This window comes from Microbacterium sp. B24 (genome assembly GCF_000333415.1).
In the GTDB taxonomy this organism is placed as follows: Bacteria; Actinomycetota; Actinomycetes; order Actinomycetales; family Microbacteriaceae; genus Microbacterium.
In genome coordinates this window covers 1-1,091 of sequence record NZ_BADB01000151.1, presented here as the reverse complement: position 1 = coordinate 1,091, position 1,091 = coordinate 1, and the positions used below count along the sequence as shown (strand labels likewise).

General features: G+C 69.7%; 2 protein-coding genes and 1 pseudogene. 1 reads left to right on the top strand and 2 read right to left on the bottom strand.

Annotation, left to right across the window (positions count from 1 at the left end):
- Nucleotides 1–341, bottom strand: a pseudogene (locus I5I_RS03505) (TetR/AcrR family transcriptional regulator); the annotation flags it as partial.
- 80 nt (nucleotides 342–421) lie between these two features.
- Between I5I_RS03505 and I5I_RS16700 the strand changes: the two are divergent.
- Complete coding sequence (locus tag I5I_RS16700; RefSeq protein WP_374699900.1) at nucleotides 422–550, top strand: hypothetical protein; 129 nt, start codon at nucleotides 422–424, stop codon at nucleotides 548–550.
- Between the two features lie 45 nt (nucleotides 551–595).
- Here I5I_RS16700 and I5I_RS03500 read toward each other — a convergent pair.
- Nucleotides 596–1,091: DUF3027 domain-containing protein (locus I5I_RS03500; RefSeq protein ID WP_036316526.1), on the bottom strand; the 496-nt coding region annotated here is incomplete at its 5' end.

Below are 1,091 nucleotides of genomic sequence, written 5' to 3'. Positions count from 1 at the left end.
CTTCGAGCGGTCATAGACCCAGAAGAGCGCCGCAACAGGTGCGCGAGGAAGAGCACCGTGGGCAGCGCCTCAGCGAGGTCCTTCGGGACCGTGCCCGAACGCGCCCCGTGCACCGCCTCCGCGAACAGGCCCTCCGTGATGGCCCGGGCCTCGCCGGACGCCTCGGCGAGAGGATTAATCTCCGAGCGCGGCGAGACGGCGGCGGAGAGGAACTCTGCGGCGTGGTCGTGGTACGCGGTGAGCTGGTCGAGCCCCGTGCGGTACACGATCGCGATGCGGTCGACGAGGTCGTCCGCATCGACGAGAGCCGGAACCGCCGCAGCGCGATGGCCGCGCTGCACCTCAAGATAGAGCTCCTGGACCAGATCGTTCTTGGTGGCGAAGTGCGGGTGAGGAGCGCACCGTCGAACTCGCCGTCGCCGTGCGCGCCTGCACCATCGTCGATGCCCGTGGTGAGCGGATCGTCGAGCCCGGCGCCTTCGACCTGCTGGTCGGTCCGTCATCGCGCGACGAGGTCCTGCAGAGCGCACGGTTCCACGTCGTGCTCTGACGCCCGGTCATTGAGCGAGCGCCCCCGGCACGAGACGAAACGCCGCTAGTCCTCGTCGTCCTCGTCCTCGTCGGAATCGTCGTCCAGCACGTCGATGTCGACGCCGTCGACGTCACCGGCGTGCAGGATCGGCGATCCGTCGTCGTCGAAGTCGGCGGCATCCAGATCATCCACGTCGTCGAGGTCGTCGTCGTCGAGTTCCTCGTCGGACTCATCGTCGTCGACGCCCTCGGCGTCTTCGGCCTCGACACCGCGTTCGGCGGCCAGCGCCGCCTGCGCGGCCTGATACTCCGCCAGACGAACCGCCCACGGCACCCACTCCGGAGCCAAGAGCGCACCCTCGCCCGGTAGGAGCTCGGCCTCGAGCACCGTCGGCTCGGCGTCGTCGACGACGGCCAGGCTCACCGTCCAGAACCAGCCGGGGTAGCCCTCCATCGTGGTGGCGAAGCGCAACGACACGACACCGTCCGCCTCGACCGTGTATCCGGCGGGCTCGCCGATCGTCGCCGCCGGCGTGATCTCCCGCAGCGCGGACAGTGCC